The organism is Sphingobacterium faecale (assembly GCF_016746095.1).
Classification (GTDB): Bacteria; Bacteroidota; Bacteroidia; order Sphingobacteriales; family Sphingobacteriaceae; genus Sphingobacterium; species Sphingobacterium faecale.
Genome location: NZ_JAERTY010000005.1, coordinates 79,210 through 99,635 on the forward strand (window position 1 = coordinate 79,210; position 20,426 = coordinate 99,635).

At 41.6% G+C, this 20,426-nt stretch carries 9 protein-coding genes; all 9 read right to left on the reverse strand.

Features of this window, described 5'->3' with window-relative positions; all coding sequences use genetic code 11:
- The 9 genes from JKG61_RS10385 to JKG61_RS10425 all read right to left on the reverse strand — a co-directional run bounded on the left by JKG61_RS10385 (position 1) and on the right by JKG61_RS10425 (position 20,426).
- Positions 1-1,689, reverse strand: a complete 1,689-nt coding sequence (locus tag JKG61_RS10385) for a DUF4091 domain-containing protein (protein ID WP_202102914.1) — start codon at positions 1,687-1,689, stop codon at positions 1-3.
- Positions 1,686-3,017, reverse strand: a complete 1,332-nt coding sequence (locus JKG61_RS10390) for an IPT/TIG domain-containing protein (RefSeq protein ID WP_202102915.1) — start codon at positions 3,015-3,017, stop codon at positions 1,686-1,688. The genes JKG61_RS10385 and JKG61_RS10390 overlap by 4 nt, the downstream gene beginning before the upstream one ends.
- 51 nt (positions 3,018-3,068) lie before the next feature.
- A complete protein-coding gene (locus JKG61_RS10395; RefSeq protein WP_202102916.1) occupies positions 3,069-4,703 on the reverse strand; it encodes a RagB/SusD family nutrient uptake outer membrane protein in 1,635 nt (544 codons plus the stop codon).
- A 20-nt stretch (positions 4,704-4,723) separates the two neighbouring features.
- The gene (locus JKG61_RS10400; RefSeq protein ID WP_202102917.1) at positions 4,724-8,023 is read right to left on the reverse strand and encodes a TonB-dependent receptor; all 3,300 of its coding nucleotides are present in this window, start codon (positions 8,021-8,023) and stop codon (positions 4,724-4,726) included.
- Positions 8,024-8,279: 256 nt separating this feature from the next.
- On the reverse strand, positions 8,280-9,431 hold the full coding sequence (locus tag JKG61_RS10405; protein ID WP_202102918.1) for a FecR family protein: 1,152 nt from the start codon (positions 9,429-9,431) through the stop codon (positions 8,280-8,282).
- Positions 9,432-9,490: 59 nt separating this feature from the next.
- Complete coding sequence (locus JKG61_RS10410) at positions 9,491-10,054, reverse strand: RNA polymerase sigma factor (RefSeq protein ID WP_202102919.1); 564 nt, start codon at positions 10,052-10,054, stop codon at positions 9,491-9,493.
- A gap of 142 nt (positions 10,055-10,196) precedes the next feature.
- Complete coding sequence (locus tag JKG61_RS10415; protein ID WP_202102920.1) at positions 10,197-12,233, reverse strand: fibronectin type III domain-containing protein; 2,037 nt, start codon at positions 12,231-12,233, stop codon at positions 10,197-10,199.
- A gap of 25 nt (positions 12,234-12,258) precedes the next feature.
- Entirely contained in the window at positions 12,259-18,657 is a 6,399-nt protein-coding gene (locus tag JKG61_RS10420; RefSeq protein WP_202102921.1) for a peptidase associated/transthyretin-like domain-containing protein, read from the reverse strand.
- Positions 18,654-20,426, reverse strand: coding sequence for a hypothetical protein (locus JKG61_RS10425; RefSeq protein WP_202102922.1), 1,773 nt, complete (start codon positions 20,424-20,426; stop codon positions 18,654-18,656). Before JKG61_RS10425 ends, JKG61_RS10420 begins: the two co-directional genes overlap by 4 nt.

A 20,426-nucleotide genomic window follows, 5' to 3' on the forward strand; every position in this document is an offset into this window, starting at 1 on the left:
TTAGCTACCGTTCATTAAGCGATCAGCAATCTGTTTTTTAACGTGCAAATATTGTTGAGTATTATCGCTAAATTGCTCCATAGAAGGAGCTATCCTAGTCGCCCAGCTATGCGCTTCAGCTTTACCAAATTTCTTTTCCAACAGGCAATAGTATTCATATTCTTCAAGCCCTTTTCTAATATTTTCCATCCGAATACTACTTATAGGTCCATCTTCTCCAGGATACAACAGTATACCGTCACCATGTAACCATTTGTATTCATCCGTTGGCGTAGTAATAGACAAGTTTAGCTTTAGATTTGTATTTTTAGCCAATGTATTTGGGTATTTCCATCCGATTTTATTGTACTGGTTAAGTCCCCAATATAAAAAACCGTCGAAGCGTTGGTGATAAGCCATTGCACTTAGCAACACTCGGCTATCTAAGAAAGGATTCTCGATGCGCCAATTAGGCATCGGGTGGTAAGGTTGTAATGAGATATAACCCCATACTTTTCTGCCTGTGGCACGTACTTGATCTGCGAAACGATTAGTATAAATACCGTCCGTAATATGTAGTACCAAAATATCAATCTCAAGGTCCTCCAACAATTCAACTGAATTTATATGCATAGATGTCGTTGCAATAGGAATAGTTGGATATACCGATTTTATATGTTTATGGACCTCTTTCATTGTTTCAAAATGAGAAGTGTCATTTTCGTCGAAACCATAAAAGACACCATTTCCCTTTTCGACGTATCCCATCCGGATCATCGTGTCGATATAAGGCCTATTACTCTCAAAACGTGCGATCAATTCTTCAGCACTGGCATTGCGATCTTCCCAAGTCGACGTTATCGGATATAGCACAAAGCCATTCAGGTTATTTATATAGAGAGCATATTCCTCAGAACTGATCTTCAGCTTAGCCTCTTCACTAGACAGATTGATATACATGTCTGTCGGAGCCAATCGGTTTTCAGCTATAAAATTGAACCACTTGCTACGCAATAAACGATCAAAATTTGGATACACGCTATCTAAAAACTCTAGCGACAGTGAAAATAAAGTCGGCAGTGTCGATCTATCGGGTAGCTCGAATCCGAATACCTCCATACTCACAGTTACCCTTTCGACTACTTTTCCTATGTGGACACGTATCTCACCTACGTACACTCCTGGTGCGGTCCCTTTTGGTATTGGACAGTCCACCCAAATTACATTGGATGTATTCTGTAATACTTTGACACTATCTCTTTCCAAAAGAGGATCAGGGTACCAACCTGGCAATAGACCCGCTACATCTTGTACATTAGGATGCCCATCAAACGTAGAAACATACACATAGCCTACTTGTCTCCATCTTAGACCGCTAATCTGATGTACTCCATTTTTCAAATGTTCCATTTCTACCTTCACCTCATCGATGGCCTCCGTACTGCGGATTACGATCTGAAAGCTTTCGACCTCATTTGAAGCTCCTGCTAGTGTAACACTATTGCTATTCCCAAGAATGTCATCTGGTAGTACTTTTGTCGAGCTATTGACGATCGATAAAACATGTCTTCTCTTAGCACTATCGATATCCGTTATTTCTATTGCTTTATCTTCTTTACAGGCATAGGTATTACTACCCAATAGAAACGCACTAGTCCCAAAAACTGCTGTATTCTTAATAAACCTTCTCCTATTTATATCCTTATTCATAGTACTTCTTCTTTTATTATTTGTCTGATAGATTGGTTGTTTGTATCCACAATGTAAATTGTGCCATTAGATCCTATGGTTACACCTGTTGGATTGTTTAGCCTAGCTTCTTCTTTCAGACCATCTGCGAACCCTCTTTCAGAAGTTCCGAAAAATGTCGATACAGCCCAAGTTCTAGGTTTTATCAAACGTATACACTGATTGGTATTATTTCCGCCATCACCATACCATGGACCACCATAAGGCCCAGAGTCTCCGGCTATGTACAACTCTCCGGTGCTGGGCTGACAGGCGATGCCCCACGGGCGATCAAATTTCGCTTTGACACCGATGTCATCTACATATCCTGCCACTCCGTTGGTACCCGCAATAATGGCTGTCTGTAACGGATCTCCAGAAAACGCCTTTAGGTCCACCTGATGCACTACTGAGTTGCCTGTTTCCACTATATAAAGCATACCTTGAGCGTCAATGGTAATCCCCCCTATCCATCCTAGTCCAGATACTACGGCACTGAGATTGCCATTAGCATGTACTTGATACACTGCTCCATTCGTCAGCGAAGCTGCATATAGTTGATTATTTCTAGGATCTATGGCAGTGCACACAATATCTCCTACGCCTGTCAGCGTAGTCACCTCGCCGTTGGAATCTATCTTACGCAACTTAGCATTCCAAGTGTCCGATACATATACGTTCTTATTCTTGTCCACACTAACATGGAAGGGGGTGTCAAATTTAGCTTTTGTTCCATTACCATCTTGGTAGCCAGCCTGACCAGGCATACCCGCAAAAGTAGTAACTGTGCCATCTGGAGTGATTTTGCGTATACAATGATTTCCGTCATCAGCAACGTAGATAGTTCCTTCGGTATCCACTGCAATCCCCGGAGCTCTAACTAAATTAAATTGAGCGGTGTTACCGACACCATCCTGATATCCCGCAATACCATTGCCTGCTAGTGTCGCTAGGCGCCAACGATATACTGGCGGAAATTTAAAGTATTCTGCACTTCTTTTTGATTTATTTCCTATTTGTACTTCGACGGGGCCTATTCCCTTACCGGCGGGTACCATAAGCAATATCCTATCCATAGTTACACCAGTCACATGTGCTTTAATACCGTTAATATATACCGATATCTGGGCAGTATCGCTCGAAAAGTTACTTCCGAAAATCATCATTTCTGTTCCTTCATCCCCTTCAGTTGGGATAAACTTTTCTATGTTTATATCGGCAGTGGCATCATGGCTATTTCCATTTTCTTTTTTGCAGCCCAGAAAGGCTACACAAATAATTATATATACTAATTTGATTATCGTGTTCATACCTACATTATTTAATTACTTAAAATTTCTAATACCTTTGATTACAATTTTTTAGAAGTTGTAACCTGGATTTTGCTTTAGCGCGGTATTTCTATTTAGTTCACTCTGTGGAATTGGAAATAGATCATAGGTGCCTTTATAAAATCTGTCCTCTACTTTAAAACGTTCATACAGAAAGGTATCTCCACTCTTAGTAATCTTCATACCGTGCACGGCCTTCATAACCTGTTCACCTATTTTCCATCGTCTAATGTCCCAAAAACGATGCGACTCAAAGGCCAATTCGATACGTCTCTCATTATGAATGCGGGTTCGCATCTGATCTTTTGAAAGGCCCAAAGGCAAATTTGGCATATTAACTCGCGTACGTACTTCATTGACAGCCTGATAAACAGATGCATCAGGCATAGATAACACTTCATTTTTAGCTTCTGCATAATTCAATAATACTTCAGCATAGCGCATGAATACAAAAAAATGGCTTCCTGGACGCCAAATAGGTGTTAAGCTCCCATTTTCGTCCAACGTTTTCGCTAGATAATACCCCGTTTTGGTATAATTTTCGCCACTTCCATTAATCCCGTCTAAGCCTCCTTCAAATGTTTGAATTGATTTACCCAACCAAGACATGCCATTATGAATTAGTGTCATTTTGAAACGCGGATCTCTATCAGCATATGGATTCTGAGGGTCATACAAAGGTGACTCATTAACACTAAGTCCATCTCGCATTTCAAATGCATCTACCAGCTCTTGGCTGGGATTAACGATAGAAAAGCCACCCTGACTTGGCATTAAGTTGTTGCGTAACTGGTCTTCGTAATTCGCGGTATATTGGAAGATTGTTTCCGATGAATTGCGGGTATGCAACATATCTTTAAAGGATCCGTGCAGTTTATATACACCTAATTTCACGACTTGATCTGCTGCATTTGCCGCTTTTTCCCATCTATCCACCTCGTTGGATGCATTATGTAAGGGACTCGCGTAATAGAGAAGTATCCGCGCTTTAAGCGCTAGTGCGGCCCCCTTTGTAGCTCGGCCTAAATCTTTGGTAGTATAGGTGTCTGGTAATAAGGATGCTGATCTATCACAGTCTTCAATAATAAAGTTAATCAAATCAGCAGTAGACGCGCGAGATATATTCAGATCATCACTAACTTGAAGTACGCGCTCTACCAATGGTACAGTACCATATCGTTTAAAAAGTTCCGCATAAAACCAGGCTCTCAAAAAATATCCTTCTCCTTTCATCCGGGTTTTACCTACTTTTTCCTCTTCACTTTTAACTGGTAGCGCATCGATCTTTTCTAAAAAGAGGTTTACCCTACGTATGGCAGCATAACTATCTGCCCATTGGTCAATAGGATTATTGGAAGAGGTCAGTGTACCATCATAAACAAACTTGGGACTGGGCCAATAGCGATATGGGCAATATCCATTATCTGTAGCGCCATCGTAGGAAAATGACCATAGGCCACCACCTACCCAGTCAATTTTTATACCACTGCCATATATCTGAGCGAGAAAACGTTCGGTTTCTCGATAGTTCCCAAATACCTCTTCTTCGGACATTCCTCCCGACTCTGCCTTGTCTAAATAGTTATCAAACTTATTGCATGCAACCAAAAGTGTTACAAAAAGCAATATGGCTATTTTATTGATTTTCTTTTCAAAAATATTCATAGTCATCTACTGTTTAATCATTAGAAATTGACGGTTATGCCGAAATTGTACACCCGTTGCTGGGGGTAGTTATTCCCGCTTCCACTTCTAATCTCTGGATCATAAGATCCACCGATCTTATCCCAAGTGACAAGATTCATCCCATTGGTATATACGCGTATAGAATTTAATTGCCTGTCTTTAAACAATTTGATCCTTTTAAACGTATAGCCTATCTCTGCATTCTTCAGGCGTACATAAGACGCATCTTTGAGAAAGAAAGAAGAGGGTCTATGGTTATTGTTATTAAAACCATAATGAAGTACGGGATAAGTCGCTGTATTAGCGGTCTCTGCTGTCCATCGGTCTAAATGGTGTTTCAGGACATTGCGTCCTTCTACAAATTCATAAACAGCTTGGTCACTTAATAGCACATTAAATCCAGAGCCTCCCTGAAAAAGGCAACTTGCATCAAAACCTTTCCAGTTTAACCCGAAGTAGATACCGTAGAATACTTCAGGCACATCACTCTTTCCAATTGGCCCCGCATCATTTTGATCGATTATATTATCGTCATTCAGATCCACATAGCGTAGATCCCCAGGGATAACTTGCCCAAATTGTGTTGGATGATTTGCTATTTCTTCCTGACTATTGAAGAACCCATCTGCCCTCAATCCAAAAAACTGACCAATAGGTCTTCCTGTATTACTTAAATATGGAAATGGCTTGGTCTCCTCATCCATAAATATGATCTTGTTCCTTGCGAATGAAATATTCCCTTTAATAAAATAGTTAAGATCATTAATTGCTAATTTGTGATTTAATTCAACCTCAAACCCCTTATTTTCTGTTTTACCAAAGTTTACAGGCGCTAGATTAGCACTTGGGATGCCGATAATCGAAGGAACGGACCCTCGGGTAATCAGAATGTCATTGCGCTTTTCACTAAATAGGTCCAGGTTAAACTCAAAAAGTCCGTTGTAAAATTTCGTCTCGAGGCCTATATTAGATTTTCTAGCTACCTCCCAGGAGACATCTGGATTGGCAATAGCCCCCTCGCCTATCCCGTTAATCCAAGTGAGAGGATCACCGAATGTATAGCCTGAATAATTATTGTACTCAGAGATAAACAACCATCGTCTCCCGCTCAGTTGGTCGTTACCAGTAAGTCCATATGAGCCTCTAAACTTCATAAAAGTCAAAACCTTATTGTCTTTCAAGAAGTTTTCTTTAGACGCCACCCAACCCGCCGAAAGGGCAGGAAAAAAACCGTATCGTTTATCTTTGGCAAAATTATCCGTTCCATTAAAACCAGCATTAAACTCCGCAAAATACTTGTTCTCGAAGTTGTAGGTAAGTCTAGTCACCACACCCTGTGATACGTAAGGTATTTGTCCCCCCAATACCTTCTGTGTCCGGTTGACTAACAATAGACCGCTTAGGCTATGTCTATCGAATGTTCGCTCATAATTTAGGGAGATGTCCATCCAGATATCCCGATTTTGATTGAACGAGGAGGACGGTGCAGATAATGGTAAATCTTCTTGAGTATAGGTATAGCTATCTAGATTGGTGTATTCTCCTGAACCATTGTAGTAGGCTGAGCGTTCACTACGCGTCCTACCAAATTGATTTCTAAAATACCCATCAAATGAATAGTTGCCCTTTATGGACAAGCCCTTAGTTATAAAATTTAGTTTTCTGGTCGCGGAAAGCATCCCGGACAAAGAGGAGTTGAAGTTTTGGAAATATCCTTGTGTATTCAACCAATAGAATGGATTCAAAAGTGAAGGTGTTTGTGCGTAAAACCCTGTAGGATAACGAATAGGGAATGCATTAGGAGTCACCTTTTGGAGCATATCAAAAAGCTCTGCAGCACCAGATCTCGGATAGTTACCATTTTCAATTGCCCCAAACAGGTTTAACGACATGCTAAAATCATCATCAAAATCTACGTCGATATTAGATCTAAAATTGTAGCGTTTGAAAGAGACGTTTGGATCATATTTAGGTTGCTTTTCGGTTTTATAAATACCGTCTTGATCCGTATAGCCGATATTTACAAAATATCTTGTTCTTGGACTGCCTCCACTGATATTAAAATTTGTCTGCGATAGCCTTGAATCTTTTAGTGCTTCTTTCATCCAATTTATGTTAGGGTATTTCAACGGATTAATTCCCGTACGGTATGCCTCCAGTGCAATCTCATTATATGGTATCAATATTCCCTCTGGATTATCATTCAGATAGGCTTCATTAGATAGCAATGCATAGTCATAGGATTCCAAAATCTGTGGTAGACGCGTTGCCTTCTGTAGGGCAGACTGCGATGAAACTTGAATCTGTGGCTTACCAGCGACACCACGTCTTGTGGTGATGATGATTACACCATTTGCCCCTTTCACTCCATACAAGGCTGTCGCCGAGGCATCTTTAAGAATGGTGATGTTCTCAATCTCATTGACATCCAGTAGATTGATGGCACTATAATCTTTCTGCACCCCATCAATTGTAATCAATGGAGCAACACTATTGAAAGTTGATCGCCCACGAATTAATAAATCAGAATTGTCGTACCCAGGCTCACCGCTACGTTGTAAGGTAATCAGCCCCGGTAGACGTCCCGCTAGGGCGTTTGTGACATTAGCTACAGGACTCTGCTTTAGATCTTTTGTAGAGATAGACGCCATAGATCCCGTTTGTGCTATCTTCTGTTGGGACTGTCCAAACCCAAGCACAACTACTTCCCCTATATCGGCAACATCAGCTGTAAGCATAACTGTAAGCGGAGCAAATCCTCTAACCTCATACAGGTACTGCTCATACCCCACGGTTGTAAAAGATAATTGATCACCCAGCTCTACCAGTATCTTAAAAGCTCCAGTGCGATCGGTAGATGTGCCCTTATCAGCACCGATCACATGCACTGACACGCCTGATATCGGGTTGCGTAAAGAGTCCGTGACTACTCCAGAAATCTCTTGTTTTTGCAGTGCATTGTCAGTTTTTCTACCTCCGCCTACTGTGCTTTTAGGATAGGGTACTTGTTTGATTACTACAATCTTATTGTGGATAGTATAGCTGTACGCTTGGTTAAGAAAAAGCTTTTCTAGTGTGTTGTTTAATGATTCATTGTCGACTTGGATTGATATCTTTCTTTTGTCATTAAACTCCTTTTTGTTATAAAAGAACGTATAGCCGGTCTGTGACTCAATCTTTTTAAAGACGTTTGCCATGCTGCTATTTTTTTCACGAAGATTAAGTGTCTGTCCGTATGCTTCAGCTTTAAGTTGCAAACAACTCCCTAATAAGACAACAATAATGATTTTAATTTTCATAATGTATAAAAATTGCTTAGTGGACACATTTAAGCACAAAGAAAGGCAGAACAGCTTTCGATTGTACAGCATGAAATACTGCTTGAATTTTCTGATAAAATTCATAATTTTGTGATGTTTCGGTTTATAATTTATATCAACAATAAAATTTACTTCACTTATGTGAAGGACTGTAAGCGGAAACATTTTCCAGATGTGTTACAGCACATCTGGTTATTTCCTTAAATCATCTGATCTCAAGTCATCTTTTTCTTATTTAGTAAACAATTAGTTTTTTATCCTTAATTTCAAAATTCACACCGGTAGTTTTTAAGACTTCCATGGCTGTTTCTAACTCGGTAGACCGAGGGATCTTACCCATAAACTGGTATTCTTGTACGGAGTTTTTGTATTCTACTTTTATGTCATACCAACGTGAAAACTCTTCCAATATAGTAGGTAGGCTGGCATCCTGAAAATAGAAATATCCTTCTTTCCAAGCTACGATGCCGTCCAAATTAACAGATTCCAAAGAAATAGTACCATTTTTTCTATTCAATTGTGCCTGTTGTCCTGGAGAAAGGGGATAGCTGTTGCTGCTAGATTTGACACCGACTATGATCGACCCTTCTACTAGGCTTGTTTTTATTTTTTTGCTATCATAGGTATTTATATTGAATTGAGTTCCTAGCACATCAACCATTTGATTATCGGTATATACCCTAAATGGTATACGGGTTTTATCATCTGTGTGCTTCGCTACTTCAAAATATGCCTCACCATAGTGTAAGATAACTTCTCTCCTATTCCCGGCAAATTTTAGTGGATATTTAAATGACGACAATGAATTTAACCATACTTTAGAACCATCGGGTAAAGTCACACGATATTCACCACCTGCCGGTGTATTTATAGTATTGTAGACCAATTCTGAACCCTCATCATTTACAAAACTGTAAGTCAAATGCCCATTCTCATCTTTTTGAATCATTACATTACCATCGTAGACTTTGGCGCCCACATTAATGCTATCAAGCAATACCTCTTTACCATCGGATAAAACTAAGGTAGCTCGAGAGCCCCCAGGTACAATAGTAGCAAAGCTATCGTTCTCGGTATCTGTTTTGTAGAAATAGATAAGAAGTGTAGAGGCAAAGATAACTGTAATAGCCGCTGCGATATTCCTCCACGCCGCGAAGGAGGATATTGTAGCCTTCGTTTCCATATGTGGCTTGCCCAAGCGTGCTTTCACTTGATTAAATATGCGGAGCTTTAGCTGCTCTTCGCTTTCTGCATAGGATGGGTGCAGTACAATATCTTGATCAGGTATTTCAGAGAACCATTTCGAAAAAACTTCTTTCTCTTCGTCCGAGATGGTGCCACCTACCCATTTTGAAGCTAGAGATTCGTAGTATTTTTGCTTATCCATACAGAGCTTTTACATATATGTCCCTGTAGATTCACGAATCCCTTAGTCCAATAAGAAAATTATAAAAGAATTTGCAGAAAATGGGATAGCCTCGTGCGTAAATGTTTAATTGCTTTGCCCAAATGAGCTTCCACAGTCTTTTCAGCAATATTCAATTCTTTAGCAATCTGCTTTTGCGTATACCCTTTTTCCCTACTTAATTGAAACACTAATCGACATTTTTCTGGTAATTCAGCTGTATATTTGCTCAATTGGTCTTTAAGCTCCTGATAAATTAGGTGTTCCTGGGTAGAATCATCTATCAGATTGCTCTTCAATAGTGAATTAACATAGTTCTGTTCCCTGTAGTATTTATCCAACACTTTTATTACTCTATATTTCACAGAGACGACTAGGTAGTTCGAGAGATTACTCTGAATTTCAAATGTCGCCCTTCGTCGCCAGAGGTTACAAAAAATATCCTGCACTATTTCCTCTGCTGTCGCTAGACAATTCACCTTATAATAAGCTAATGTATAGAGTTTTTTCCAATACCTATCATAAATAATCTGGAAAGCTTTTTCATCCCCATTTTTCAATAGATACAAAAGTTTATCGTCTTCCATTAGTATTATCTGTGACATCGATTTTTTGGTTTCAACAAGTGGTTACTAGTGTCCAATATACAAATTATAATTATTTATGAGAAATTTAGATTTTGTGAATAGATTTTTCTTAGAGGATATTCACATTTTTTGGACTCTATCAGGCTGCTCTTTCCAAGGCTTAAAATCTTCGAATTGTTTTTGAGATTGCTGCTTTACCCTCACCTTCTGAAGACTTAATTTTTATTTGGTAATCGTAAAGTTGATCTGATCGGACATCATAATCCACATATGGCTTATCCGGATATACAGAGGCTATTTTTATATAGTTTGATTGTCCTATCATCTTTCTATACAGAATATACTGCTCATTTGGAAGAAATGATACCTCGGGCCAGAATATTTCTATACCCATATTCAAATTGCGCAGGTAAAGTTCCTGCGGTAATAATATTGTCTGTAGTCTAGTAGGCTTAACAGCCGATGTTGGAGAAAGGATACTATGATTACCCCAAGAATCTAGCGATGCAACGGCATATATATACGATTCGGAAGTTTGTACCGTAGTGTCCGTAAAGAAAGGTAAGGTATGGATAGTTTTCATCATAGGTACGAACTCCTCCCCGTCAGATTTTTTCCTATATAGCATATATCCATCCACTTTATCGTCACGCTGTATTACATCATCCCAATTTAAAACTATTGCATCGTCCGCCCACCTTGCTTCCAGCCCTCCGGGTGGACTTAGATTTACCGGTCTTTGTACAGATACGGATACTATTTCTGAAGTATCGCTGACCTGTTGGTTTAGACTGATAGCTTGCAAGGCGTATTGCAATTGACCTGAAAAACCAGGTGCGATGCTGGTATCCAGAAAGGTATGTGCCTGTACCGCAGAGGAGATGACTGCCATATCTTTTCTCGATGTGCCACGCAGTATATAGTAACCGAATAGATTCAGTTCTTCACCCTGCTGCCATTTTAAGCGCACTCCCTGTTTTACAACTTCAGCCGATACCTGTGTCGGTATGTTCGGTATAGTACTGTCTCTATGACCAACGTAACCCGTAGTTTCTGCAAACTGCATAGGATCTGCAAGAGGTAGATCGAACAACAATGGGCGGACGCGATAATAATACACAGACGATCCAACAACCCTATCGTCAAAAAATGTTCGCTCTTCTGCAGGTATAGTATCAAGAACAATATAGTCTTCTGATACCTTTCTGGATTTTAAAATCTGTATCCCAGCATACAATGCATCATCTGGAATACTGTCCCAAGTTAATAAAATTCCTCCCAAGGTGTCCCTAGCCTGCAGGTTCATAACAGGTTTGATCGTCCCTTTGGATACTGATACGGTATATACCGTGTCGGATGGAAGACCTATGTTGCCTGCGAAATCCTCGATCTGTATATAATACGCTAGATTGCGGCCAGGCTCTACAACGTCCGAATGATAGACAAAAGTACTATCAGACAAAATACTACTTCCTGTCACTAAAGTTCTTCCTTGCTCCTTGAAGCCTTGGTTGTGTGCTCCTTGTTTATAAACTCGGGCGATCAACGGGAAAGGGCTCTTCTTACTAGCTGTTGTACTCAACCAACTCATCGATACGATACTATCGCTAGGCGATATAGACGCTATGGTATATTGTTCGGGATAGGTAGGAAGACCAGCCGGAATTTCGACAATCCGTTGCTGTACCTCCCTGGCAGCAATGATCTTCGTCAGACGGTATGTAGACACCTTATCTGGATCTCTATTATGGTCTGTAAATGTCAGTCCAAGAGCTTCCTGAAGATCAGGATTGATCAATAAAATACCTAGTACAGCTGGTCCCTCTTTCAGGAGTCTGTCATAAACCTCTTCTGTACGCTGTACACCCATCTTGTTCTTTATGTCGTCCATCATTCCCCCTAGATTTTTTTCTAATTCGATAGCTGATTTTGGAAAGCTGATATCTGCTAATCTTTTGAAATTACGGCTACCTCGATCGGCCCGTTCTACACGTATGTACTCATTATAGAGAGGGAACTTATCGATATTACCAGGGAAAGCAGCTGCAGCCACTATAATAGTCTTCTTTGGACCCGCTAATATCATTTCAAATTCTTGATTGATAGGGTGTTCCTGTGCTGTAGAAGTAGTTGTAAATAAACTATTCATTACCAGTACAAATAGTAACGGTATTTTTATTTTATTTCCTAGTTTCATTATCATTACAGTTAATAAATTCTATTTATCGACATAGATTTCCTGTGTTAGAATTACCCATGCCAACGCTAAATTGTAATCCTCGTTTGGTGCTTATATCCAGTGCCGCGTGCGCCCCGATACAGACTCTCCCGCCACAAGGTATCAACCATGCACAAAACTCGACACTGTTACAATTGGCGCGTTTACCGATCTGTATTTCTATATTCCCGCCGGCACGCCCACCCAGCTGCCAGCCATTTGCGGTACTATATCCTCCCATTAATGCATAACAGGTTGAAAATCCACCACCTACACAAATCCCTATGAAGCAACCTTCCCCTCCGGCTTCCACAGTCCCCGCCAAACGGAAGCGGTAATCATTCTCTGCAAAGTTCAAAACGAGGACAGCATCACTACCGGTATAAAACCAAGCTCTGACTCCAAAGACATCGCCCCCTATACCGACAGCTCTGTCCTTGGGTACACCGAAGCTAGTGCTGCTATGTAAATACACGCCTGAGAAAGCCGAATTACCATTGTACAATTCTCCCTCGAGGTATTTGAAATAGGAAGCGATCTCATCACCTCTGCTTTTTGGATTTTTGATGTTTACGCCTAGTGCAAACTCCCCATAGTTTTTGAGTATTTTCAGTATATCCACGTCCATATTTGCTCCTAGGAATACATAGTTTTCCTGAGGATCCCATTTGATTTTCAACAAACCATTTAATCGGGCCCGCGCTACGCCTTTTATTGGTTCGATATCCGAATTTACCGTTATAGCGAAAAACTTATCCCTAAAGTTCAACACGGTATAAGCATCGACCAGTTTGAAGGTCGTGCCAACGACCACTCCCACATGCCCCGTAATAATAGGTCCAGACTCGACGGTAAGGCTGATCGGTTTAAGCTCGACAAGTGCTCGCATGCCAGAGATAGTGGCTCCACCTTTAATATTGACCATAAACTTTTTATTGGCACTGTTATAGCTAAAACCTCCGCCCACTTGCGTTATTTCCACAATGCCAATTGGAATCGACACCCCTGCTGCGAACTCGGCACCTATGTCAATACCACCACTTACCTTTCGGTAATGAAAACCTATTTCCGCATTAATTGGCGTGCCCGGAATTCCTAGTTTACCACCTCCTTTAAAGCCATCTTCATAAAGACCTACTGTCACTCCGGCTTTAAGAACGGCAACTGAAAGCTCACCCTTTATAGTACCTACGCTGAACCCCACCTGCCCTCCGGTATTAACGGAAAAACGAATGTCGGAGGCTTCGAAGCGAAGCCCAGGAAATTCTGCAGAAAACTCACCCTGTACGGAAATATAAGGTTTCTGTCCAGAAAGTGTACTCAGGGTCAGGCTTGCAAGCTTAAATTTGGCAAAAGCCAGATCAGCTGTTTGATTTACAGGTGCTTCTAATAAGAATCGTCCATCGGTCTGAAATTGAAATGAAGGAATTTTAATCTCTTTAGTAAATAATGTCCCAAATTTCATGTTGGCGCTTCCGGCCAGATAATAGACTTGTGTATTGCCTACGCGACCAAATCCAAGGGGTTGGCTACCCGTGGTAAGCTGTGCAATTTTATATATGGAAATACCATTGGTAGGAAAATTGAAGTCACCTCCATAAATTGCATCTTTTCCTATCTTTAAGTTTGTAAAATCGATAGTTGATTCGCTCGACTGCGGTATCGTAAATTTTAACCTACCGCCCACTTTAAAACCACTTTCATTGAATAGCAGTGCGGTCAACTGAGCCTTCCAACTGCCGATTTGAAATGAAGGGAGGTTCTGTTGTTGTACCTTGACGACCTGTATTTTCAGGTCTTTGGATAGTTTAAACTGCTCTACCTGTATATTGGCAGCTGATATCGGCCCCAGAGCTGGGGTTTTTATCTCTCCCGCCAATTCTATGCCCTCCATGCTTACAGAAGAACGAGAAAGATCCAGTTTCATCGTAAACCCATACAAGCTAGCAGTCAGGTCAGCGCCATCGGCTTTAGCCAACTTTAAATGTACGTTCTGTACACTATTGGCATTTGCTTTGAATACATCGATCTGAGGAGTACCAACAGCATCATTCAAGGTCAGTAAGATGGGCTGACTTGAAGGTAGTGTATATCCGCGTGATCCTTGGATCTTGCTTATATCGATCTCTACGCGTCCCGTTATCGTACCTTTACCCTGCTCATTCCCAGTTACTTTTAGTTGTTGGTTGCTTTTTAGAACAACAGGTAAGAATCCGAACGCTTTAAGTGTTATATTATTTAAATCAGTCAATACCACATTATTCTGTGGTATTGCATTTCCTTGCCTATCGAAACTTACCCTAGCGTCTGTAAAAGGGATAGCTATAGCGATATCTTTATCAAAAAGAGGTGCAACTCCTTTCATATTTACAAACCGACCAGTCCAACGCTCCCCAGCTCCATCCGATTCGGCCTTATCCAACTCGATCTCAAACCCCAGTAAGCTACTGATATTGCGTCCGCCACCGTCTTCCAACATAAAATCAAGCTGTAAGTCCTGTTGCTGTTGAAGTTGTCGCGCTTCCCGTTTGGCAAAATAACCAGATTTGGACGCTCGCATCGTGTATTCCCCTATCGGCATATAAAGTTCGTACCGCCCCGAAGCGTCGGTCTTAGTATTGAGGTAGTCTCTTCCTTCTACGGCAATGTAAGCATTGTCCAATACGAAGGTTCCTGATCTCACGATACCATACACTTTTACTCCGCGCTCCAGCTCTATGCGTATATCTGTTACTTTACCGGTTTCATCGATCTGTATTGAGCGTTGTATTGGAACCAGACCCGATCCTTGAGGCCCTTTAACGGTTACTGTGGCTCGGCCGCCAAAACCTTCGTACAGCCATATCCCATCGATATCGGTGTATTGCAGGCTATCAAAGAGACTGATCAATGCATCAGCAACAGGAGCACCACTTTGCTTATATACCACTGTAAACTTAACCTTTCCTAAACGTGGTAACATAGGGCCGATGTCACCGAGATCGGTCGTTTCGGTACCCGAAAATACAAATGCATTGCTTTTATAGGTTTTATTGATCTGCGCCTGAAAACTATTGTTTAACTGCAATTGTTCGGTCAGCACTGATAAATCTTCCTCATAGTTACCTGGTCCTCGCGTATTCCCAATACCTTGAAGGGTCGACTGATTCAGCGGATTACCTATATTACCTGCGGCGTTACCAAACATGGCCGGAGAAAAAGTAGCACCTAGATTTAGTGCATTCTTAACCGTATGGGTGTTCTGTACAGATTGCGTCCAGTTGTCCACGGTCTGCATATTCATTACCTCTTGTCCGGGCTTTACTACAGCAACTTGGACAATCTTATCCTTTAATCCCAATTTATCAGGATTAGTCACTGATGCAATCTCTACCAGGTTAACTTTTATCTCTAGTGGAAGATAGCCTTCCTTTTCTACAATTAAAGTATGGTTTCCTCTATAATAACTAGTTTGGAACAGACCTTGTTCTCCTGTTTCGAAGTAATTGGTACTTCCCTTAAAATGTGCACGGGCAAAGGGAATTCCCTTTTTCTCCTGGTCTACTACACGTCCCACAATATTGAATATCTCTGGTGATATTGTAAATGAGCGCGTTTCCATGATACCTTTACCCGCGATGAACTGTTGCTCCATTCCAGGGCTTACTTCTAGATTTTTAAAAGAAGCAGGTACACTAGCCAACTTTACAGTATACGAAGCTCCCTCTTTTAATAAGGGAAGATTACCGATATAATACTGCCCGGTGCTATCTGTTTTTACGGTATATTGTCCATATTTCTTGCGCAATGCCTCTTCTGAAGCATATTGATCTCCCGTGATTAGCTGTTGGTACGTGATGTCTGCAACTACGCTACTGTTTGCTAATGTGTTTCCTGCCGCAACATATACTGGCTGGGATGTGCCATCAATGGCGCTGGCCGAAGCCAACATGTTTATATTGGTACCCAACTGTGTGAGTTTTGTCCCTGGGATTGTCCCCGCGAGGCTTCCCCCACTGCTATTCAACAAGGTACTTGCTTTATTTATCTGACTGGTCAGGACTTGGTTGAGGCTTCCCACAGTTACCAACGAAGAAGAAATTGATATTTTATCTTCTTCTCTGAAAGACACGGTAAGCACCGCATCTGCTACGGGTACCATATTTTCTCCCGCCTTTAATATCACTTGTCCGCTCACGGCAGGCTGTACCAATGCACCTACAAAAGTGGGCCGCGCTACTAAAATCTGTGATGGGCTAAGTTTTTGGTCGATGACGCGAAACCCACTGCTCTTATTCTTGAGCACCTTATTTAAGGGCTCGAATTCAAGTCGTAACTCGCCACTATAGAATAGACCTGCAAAAGAAAAGTTGTAACGATCTTTTCGCTGATCTGATGCCTCTATGCTATCTTTGGCGATGACGATATAGGTTCGGCCTCCTAAAATGACCTCCTGTCGATCCCTATTCTTATCAGCTCTTTCATGCTGCAGATAGGTGTTTTTTGTAACCTCCTCTTTTGGCCTCAGTAAGCGTACTCTAACGCCGGGGTTACCAAGCCCTTCGCCGTTATGTGGTTCGATCTGATAAGTAGGATTCAATCGGTAGGTTTTGGCCAACAAGAGTTTTTCACCGAGTTCTATAGTTGGGGAGCTACTCAACTCTTGAATAGGAATGCTATGTTCAAAAGTTTCAAAATCAGATGTTTCTACCGTTAGTATTATGCGTTCGTATGAGTTGTTTCCAGCATACTTGGGATCCATAAAATGTATTTCAAAGTTTCCTTCCAGATCAGTCCGCCCTGTAGCCAGTATATTAACTTGATTGAAGTCCCCTCCTTTCAATTGTGGTACGGTGTTGCTTCCTGCATCGGTGATAATCGTATTCCCTGGATTGACTCTATTGCTAGCTTGAGCGTCACTCGCTACATTGCCCCCAGATACCGCAGCATTCCCCATTGGTGTAGCTATATTTTTTAATGAGCCTTCGGTGCGTAATCCTGCCCATAGATTGTCCTGTTCTACAGTAGTTTTCGACGGTTTTGGATTGTTGCTCTGTGTATTCGCTGATCCTATATTGTTATTTTTGATTATGGACTTCACTCCGCGTAGGGTTATCTTGGCATGGGCCAGTGCATGTCGTTCCTGCCCAGCTTGAGGTGTTACGTTTTCATATGTGAGCGCTAATGATGATGCGCCATTGGCACTCATTACACTGCTTGCCTCTACCGATAATGTAGGAGCTGCTCGCGTTTCGCCTATCATCTTCCTACCGTCAAGCGTGGGGTCTGTCTGTGCTAGTGCGGTCGCATTATTGGCCTGAATCGGGTTGTGTTCCAAATAATGCGAGGCCAGCAGCGACGTTTGCAGCGTATTGCCGACCACACCTGGGTGCATATTTCCTGTATCCCCCTTATACGGCAAGGCTACGGCTGGTTTATGTACCTCTTCGGATCGTTTAAATGCCCATACCAATCTTCCTTTAATTGTGTTTGTTGCATATTTCTTCGGTAAGTTCTCTTCTGAAGATGTTTTTTTATTATTATCTGTTGTTATTGTTTCGCTGTCCCCTTCTTTTCCATAGGTAAATACCAGTACCTCGCTGATTCCCCGATTTCTAAAAAAGGTTTTCCCTTCTGGATCCTGTGCCTGTACCACTAGTGCATATTTGCGTCCAGGTACCAAAGCGGGATAGGACGGACCATATAACAGCATATTCTGAAACACCGTTTCTTCTATCAGTGGCGGAGTGGATTGTATCAAATCGTTTGGATTTCGAGGTGCAACCATCTCCACTATCCTTACTTTATACTGCGTGCCCGGAGGCGATCCGGGGGGCGTAGACCACGTGATAGGGAATGCTTGGACAGCTTTGGTATCCAGCACCTGATCGGCAAAAGGAGACAAAATTCTTGGGGGTTCGACATCCGAGATCCTAAAGCTGGTACAGCCTAGGGGTTGATCTGGGCTGATCGGTTCGAGGTTACTGTAGCGCAATGCGCGTATACATAAAGTGTAATTCCCCTCCAAAAGCCCTACACCTCTAGTCATATCCGTCCGGCTTATACCGGTATACTCAATCTTATTGATATCAAATAAAAAGGCGATATCATTCCCATGGAGACTGATACTTTGTCCGGCCTGTATGGTTATAGGACTTGGGCTTCTATAACCCGGCTTTACCCACGCTGCAATTCCATTATCTCCCGTTATTTTTGCGGTAAGCTGTACGTTGACTTCGGTCGTGGATAGATTGGTCAGTGTTACCAACATTAACTCAGGATGTGAGGCATAATCTGCAATCCGGCTCTGATAAGGAGGTAACACATGGGTCGTAATCTGTACCTGTCCCCACAGATATGGCCCGCATAGTAAACTTGCAAAAATTATAAGTATATAACGTATGTTCGAAAGTATCAGTTTCATAGTCCAAAATTCAGTTGGTAAGCAATTTCCCCACGGGTTTCAGTGAAGGCTGGTTGTCCCCCCGTGATTACAGATCCAGGATTGTTATTTGTAAAATAAACCATGGCACGTATAGCCTGAAGTTTATTCAGTTTAAAAGCTAGATTGAAGGAGCTATTGAAAATATTGCTTTTGTTAGCATTCGCCTCTCCCAATAGGTAATTCATATTAAAACCGGTCGTCATTTTATTGTTTAACAGCACATATGTCCCCCCAACTCCGATCCCTTTATAACTGTTTTTAATGGCTTGACTATTCAGATGGGTATAACTCAGATTACTATTCACCGTGGCGTGATTTTTTAGCAGTGATAAGGTATAATTTAGCAGGTACTGAGTGGAATTTATATCCCGACTGGGGGCATTTCCGGTATTGTCAAAATAGCTGTTATAATCATTCATAGCATTGAAGTTTGCTGAAAGCAAAATCAAATGAACGGCATCTTCATTGCTTATGGTATAGCGTGGCACGATGCCTAGTGTACGTGTCGTCTGCACAATCTTTAGCGAGTCTGCAAAGCGAAGTGTATTAGGTTTTTGATTGTTAGAATAATTACTGAACTGAACATCAATGCCCAACTGCTTGGTAACATCGCTGGAGAGATTTGCGGATGCTATCCAGCGCCGGCTAGTCGATTCCTTCTGTAATCGGACATTATCTTGTTCCAAGCCCACATTTCCCTGAAAACGTATATACCCTTTGGGATGATTATAGCTAGGAGCTATCGTTAGATTCTCTATATCATTGGTAAAATAATAAGCTCCCATAGATGTAAAACCTGGCTCCACCCGCCTATAATTGACTTTGACAGCATAGTCCTTTGCCCTATACCCCCCGCCAGCGCTGAACGCCAGGAACCATTCCGAGGTGCCGTTAATGTCCAGTAGATTACTTAGCTGCCGCAATGTTTTGTCTTCAATGGAATCCAAAGACAGTCTTGAGTTGATATCACGTGTTAGCAAACTGATAGCCGCGTCGCTCTCTATAAAGAAATTTCTAAAAACGGTAATCCGGGTACCATAGCTCAGGACCGAGTTGGCGGCTGGGGTTACCCTGTTTCCTACGAAGGTCAAGCCATCTGGATTAGTCGTGCTATCATCCTTAGCATGTAGAATATTCAAATCAAAAAAATTGTTCGCTGTTCCATATCCAATTTTTAGAGCTATTCCTTTTCTGCTGAAGGAGAAAGGTACCAATGACATAGAGCTGGTGTCGATAACGGTAGCGCGGTTCAAACGTCCGTACATCATGCCAAATCGTAACTTTCCTGGAGTAAGTTCTATTCCTCCTCCTAGTATTGTATGCCCCGCTAAGGTGTATGGTGAGAAGTTAATATTGCGATAGCCGGCATGTAAGGTTATCCACTTATAGGTTGGGCTCAGCCCAAATTGATTGAAGGGCTGCTGAAAGGTGGTTTCTTTCTTGGAGATAGTAAAATTGGTGGGTACAGACCACCCATAAAATGTAAACGTCGGACTACCGTTTATTAGGTAATTAACAGGTTCCAATCGGTTGGGGATGCCCGAAGCTCCATAGAACATACCCCGCAGCTCCAGGTTTCCCTGAAAAGCGAAGGGCTTCTGCTGTGCTATTTTAGTAAGATCTTGGGCAAATAGTTGCCCAGAATACAATCCTAGCCAAATAAAACAAAGCATGTATCTTATTCTGCTTCTATTCAAGAGATTACTCCACAATTTATGGAGTGATAAATCGACTATCGAATACACCAT

What these genes read in the sequence shown, in the direction of transcription:
- JKG61_RS10395 (WP_202102916.1), bottom strand. Translation starts at nt 4,703, where the DNA reads ATGAATATTTTTGAAAAGAAAATCAATAAAATAGCCATATTGCTTTTT.
- JKG61_RS10400 (WP_202102917.1), bottom strand. Translation starts at nt 8,023, where the DNA reads ATGAAAATTAAAATCATTATTGTTGTCTTATTAGGGAGTTGTTTGCAA.
- JKG61_RS10410 (WP_202102919.1), bottom strand. Translation starts at nt 10,054, where the DNA reads ATGTCACAGATAATACTAATGGAAGACGATAAACTTTTGTATCTATTG.
- JKG61_RS10385 (WP_202102914.1), bottom strand. Translation starts at nt 1,689, where the DNA reads ATGAATAAGGATATAAATAGGAGAAGGTTTATTAAGAATACAGCAGTT.
- JKG61_RS10405 (WP_202102918.1), bottom strand. Translation starts at nt 9,431, where the DNA reads ATGGATAAGCAAAAATACTACGAATCTCTAGCTTCAAAATGGGTAGGT.
- JKG61_RS10425 (WP_202102922.1), bottom strand. Translation starts at nt 20,426, where the DNA reads ATGGTGTATTCGATAGTCGATTTATCACTCCATAAATTGTGGAGTAAT.
- JKG61_RS10420 (WP_202102921.1), bottom strand. Translation starts at nt 18,657, where the DNA reads ATGAAACTGATACTTTCGAACATACGTTATATACTTATAATTTTTGCA.
- JKG61_RS10390 (WP_202102915.1), bottom strand. Translation starts at nt 3,017, where the DNA reads ATGAACACGATAATCAAATTAGTATATATAATTATTTGTGTAGCCTTT.
- JKG61_RS10415 (WP_202102920.1), bottom strand. Translation starts at nt 12,233, where the DNA reads ATGAAACTAGGAAATAAAATAAAAATACCGTTACTATTTGTACTGGTA.